The organism is Tepidiforma sp. (assembly GCF_034433535.1).
GTDB lineage: Bacteria > Chloroflexota > Dehalococcoidia > Tepidiformales > Tepidiformaceae > Tepidiforma.
Genome location: NZ_DAOUAO010000097.1, coordinates 1 through 4283 on the forward strand (window position 1 = coordinate 1; position 4283 = coordinate 4283).

At 73.1% G+C, this 4283-nt stretch carries 3 protein-coding genes and 1 pseudogene; 3 read left to right on the plus strand and 1 reads right to left on the minus strand.

Going from position 1 to position 4283, the window contains the following annotated elements; all coding sequences use genetic code 11:
- Window positions 1-185 precede the first annotated feature (185 nt).
- Together VAE46_RS05275 and VAE46_RS05280 are read left to right on the plus strand one after the other, a co-directional pair.
- On the plus strand, window positions 186-1055 hold the full coding sequence (locus tag VAE46_RS05275) for an HDOD domain-containing protein (protein WP_322795870.1): 870 nt from the start codon (window positions 186-188) through the stop codon (window positions 1053-1055).
- A gap of 33 nt (window positions 1056-1088) precedes the next feature.
- A complete protein-coding gene (locus VAE46_RS05280) occupies window positions 1089-2843 on the plus strand; it encodes a CapA family protein (RefSeq protein WP_322795871.1) in 1755 nt (584 codons plus the stop codon).
- A 10-nt stretch (window positions 2844-2853) separates the two neighbouring features.
- On the opposite strand, the gene VAE46_RS05285 is transcribed toward VAE46_RS05280, so the two are convergent.
- Entirely contained in the window at window positions 2854-3570 is a 717-nt protein-coding gene (locus VAE46_RS05285; protein ID WP_322795872.1) for a haloacid dehalogenase type II, read from the minus strand.
- 288 nt (window positions 3571-3858) lie between these two features.
- Here VAE46_RS05285 and VAE46_RS05290 point away from each other — a divergent pair.
- A pseudogene (locus tag VAE46_RS05290) lies at window positions 3859-4283 on the plus strand (hypothetical protein); the annotation flags it as partial.

A 4283-nucleotide genomic window follows, 5' to 3' on the forward strand; every position in this document is an offset into this window, starting at 1 on the left:
AGGTTGGAGCTGGGAGCGGGGAGCCGGGAGCCGGGGGCGTCATGCGTCGCTCTGCCCCACCGGGAGAACCAGGAGACAGGGACAGAGGAAGAACCTCCAACCACCAACCTCCCACCTCCAACCTTCAACCTCCCACCTCCCCGCCCCTGCGCCCCCGCCCCTCCCCTGCCGAAAACCATCTCGTGATGGGAAAGGACGCTGCCGAACTGATCGCCCGCATCGATGACCTGCCGCCCCTGCCGGCCGTCGCCGCTCGCGTCATGAGCATGGCCGAGGACGACCGCACCAGCGCCATGGACCTGGCGCAGGTCCTCGCCACCGACCAGGCCCTGACCGCCCGCCTGATCCGCATCTCCAACTCCGCCTTCTACGGCTTCGCCCGCCGCATCGCGACCGTCCGCGAGGCCGTCGTCATCCTCGGCTTCAAGCAGGTCCGCCAGGTCGCCGTCGGCGCCAGCCTGATGACCACCTTCCGACGCCACCCCGGCGAAACCTTCGACCTCGACCTCTTCTGGGGCCACTCCGTCGCGGTCGCGGTCGCCGCCGAGGCCCTGGCCCGCAAGACGTTCACCGTCAAGCCCGAAGACGCCTTCACCGCCGGCATCCTCCACGATATCGGCCGCCTGGTGATTCGCCAGGTCATGCCGCAGCAGTTCGAAGAGGCGGTGCAGATCGCCCGCCGGGGCGAAGCTCCGCTCCACATCGCCGAGCTGATGACCGCCGGCTACGCCCACGACGAGGTCGGCCGCGCCCTCGGCGAAGTCTGGAAGTTCCCGGGTCACCTGACCGAAGCCGTCCGCTGCCACCACGACGAGACCCTCACCCCCGAGCACGACGGCCTCGCCGGGGTGGTCGCCCAGGCCAACCGCCTCATCCTCCACTACGGCCTCTTCTGCGGGTACGACCTCGAAGGCGGCGAGGTCGCGCCGCTCCCGCCCGACCTCGCGGCGGTCGAAGAGGCCTGCGGCGGCATCGAACGCGTCCTCAACCGCGCCTTCGCCTTCATCGAGGCCGCCTCCGGCACCCCCAACAGCTGGTACGCCCGCGCGAGCTGACCGCGCTCGGCCCCGGCGGAGTACCATCCGCCCATGGGCGAACCGGCCGGCCCCGCACGCTCCCGCCCGTGGCTGCCGCTCTTCGCCGTCGCGCTCGGCGTCTTCCTCGGCAGCCTTGCCGTGCTCGCCATCGTCATCGTGGGCGCCCTCGCCGATACGACGCCCCGCGCCGCGGCCCCCGGCCCCACCCCGACGCCGGCACCCGCGCCGCTTGCCTGCGCGGGCGAAGTCCCGCCGGCGGCCGAACCGCTCTGCCCGGCGCGCGCCGCGCCCGGCGCCCCCGCCGACCTCGCTTTCGAAGCGGCCCGGCCCGGCGAGGGCGTGGTCACCGCCATCTTCGTCCCCGTGACATCCCCCGGCGCCGGGGTCGATGCCCTGTCCGCCGACCAGTTCGCGGCCATCCTCCGCGGCGAGGTGGTTAGCTGGGCGGAGGTCGGCGGCTTCGACCGCCCCATCGAACTCGCCACCCTGCTGGAGCCGCCCGACCTTGCCGCGGCCCTCGCCGCCCTCGACCCCGCCCTCGACCCTGCCCGCTTCCGCCGCTTCGCCAGCCTCGACGAGCTCCGCGCCGCTCTCGCCCTCGATTCCGGCCTCCTCGCCATCATCCCCATCGAACAGCTGCGCTCGCCGATGGTCGCGCTGGCCATCGACGGCCGCGACCCCGCCCGCGGCTTCGGCGACCTCGCGGGCTGGCCGCTCGCCCGCCGGGTCGCGGTCCGCCCCCTCACCCCGGCGGGCAGCGAGGCTGCGCCGCGCATCGAGGCGGCCATCGCCGCGGCCCCGCCCGTGGTCACCCGGGTGGTCGCCACCGGCGACATCCTCATGTCGCGCTGCACCCTCGCCGCCATCCGCGCCACCGGCGACTGGGCCAGCCCGCTCCGTTCGCCGGTGGGCGACTTCCTCGCCGCCGCCGATATCGCCGCCGGCTCGCTCGATGGCTCCATCCAGGACATCGCCGAGCCCTACGGCTGCATCCCCACCACCAACCTCACCTCCCCGCCGCAGGTCATCGAGGCGCTCACCCACGCCGGTTTCGATGTGCTCACCGTGGCCACCAACCACGCCTTCGATTGCGCCGATGGCGGCTGCGGCGCCCGCGCCATGCTCCGCACCATCGAACTCCTCGCGGCCGCCGGCATTCGCACGGTCGGCGGCGGGCCGAACCTCGCCGCCGCCCTCGAACCCGCCATCATCGAGGTCAACGGCGTCCGCTTCGGCTTTCTCGGCTTCGATGACATCGCCGCCGAGGACCTCGGTGCGGAGGAGGACGCCCCCGGCACCGCCCCGCTCGACGACTCCTACGACGACGAACGCAGCACTCCCCCGCGCGAACCCGCTTTCTACAAGCCCGCGTCGATGCTCTCGCTCACCCGCTTCGAGGCCGCGATCCGCGACCTCCGCGCCCGCGCCGATGTCGTCATCGTGCTCGTCCAGTCCGGCTACGAAGACACCCACGAGCCGAGCCCGCGCAGCCTCAAGGCCCTCCGCGCCGCGGTTGATGCCGGCGCCGACCTCGTGGTCGGCAACCAGGCCCACTGGGTGCAGGCCATCGAGCCGCGCGGCGATGCCTTCATCGCCTGCGCCCTCGGCAACTTCATCTTCGACCAGCTCCACACGCCCGAGCACACCGAGGGCTACCTGCTCGAGGCCACCTTCCACGGCAGCCGGCTGGCTACGCTCCGCTTCCTCCCCTACCGCATCGAGCAGCAGTACCGCCCGGTCTTCGCCGATGCCGAGCTCCGCCGCAAGGTCCTCGCCGATATCCTCTCGGTCTCGCCCCCGCCGTGACGCGCCGGGGTCAGGCCCCGAGCTTCGCCGCCAGCTCGAGGAAATCCCGGGCCGTGACCGCGAACGCCGGGTCCGGTTCGAGGTCCGGCTGCACGTTCGGGCCGGCTTCCCGCGGCCGCGGCACGAAGGCCGCCTGCAGCCCGGCCGCCATCGCGGCCTGCAGGTCCTGCTTGTGGGCCGCCACGAGCATTACCTCGCCGGGCGCGAACCCGAGCAGCTCCGCGCCGCGCCGGTAGGCCTCGGGCTTCGGCTTGAACGCTCCGAGCACATCAGCACCCAGCACGCAGTCCCACGGCAGACCGGCCCGCTTCGCCATCGCCACCAGCAGCGCCACGTTCCCGTTCGAAAGCGTCGAAATCACGAACCGCTGCTTGAGCCGCCAGAGCCCAGGGACTGAATCCGGCCAGGGGTCGAGCCGGTGCCACGCCCGGTTGAGGTCGGCCCGTTCAGCCTCCGGCAGATGCCCCAGGCCGTAGGCCGGCAGCAGCTCCTCCAGCTTGCGCCGGTGGATCTCGTCGGTGGTCATGAACGGCCACTCGCCGCGGTTCACCTTCGCGATGCCGCCGAGGTAGCCCTCGTACCGCCACGCATCGACGAACGCGCCCCAGTCGCCGGTCACGCCGTGGCGGGCCGCCGCCGCCTCCACCTCGCGGAGCACGCTCGAACGCCAGTCCACCACGGTCCCGAAGACATCGAAGACCAGCGCCCGGACCTGCTCGCCTGCCACGGGCGAAGTATAGAGGAGGTGGGAGGTGGAAGGTTGGAGGTTGGAGCGCCCCGCCTCAGCTCCCCGCTCCCCGATCCCGGGCGGGGTGGCTGCCCGGGGGCAGGTCTCCCCGCTCCCGGCTCCCCGCTCCCGGGCGGGGTCGCTGCCGGGGGCAGGGCTCCCCGCTCCCGGCTCCCCCCTCCCGGGCGTGGTGGCTGCCAGGGTAGGGCTCCCGGCTCCCTGCTCCCGGCTCCAACCTCCCACCTCCCCGGGGTCGCAATTTTCGCGACAAACCGGCATGATGCACCCATGGCAGGAAAAGCCCCCCTCCTGCTCGCCGCCCTGCTCTTCAGCATCGGCAGCAGCGGCCTCCTGCTCCTTCACCTGGCCGACCGCGCGCAGTGGGGCCCCTTCCGCCCCGGCGTTCAGCCGCCCGCCCCCCAGCGCGTGATCGTCATCGAGGTCGCCACACCCGTCGCACCGCCCGCCCTCGAGGAGCTCTTCAGATCCGCGCCGGAACGCTCTGCCCAGGCCCTCTCCGCCGAACCGACCCCCGCCCCCGAACTGCCGGCCGCCGATACGCCCGCCCCGACGCCCACGCCTATCCCGCCCATCCGCATCCACGGCGTAGCGGTCGAAGACGGCGTCTCCGCGGCCGGCGCGACGCCGACGCCCCCGCCGCCCATCCGCATCATCAACATCGCCGTCGGCGAAGACCCCTCGCCCACCCCCGA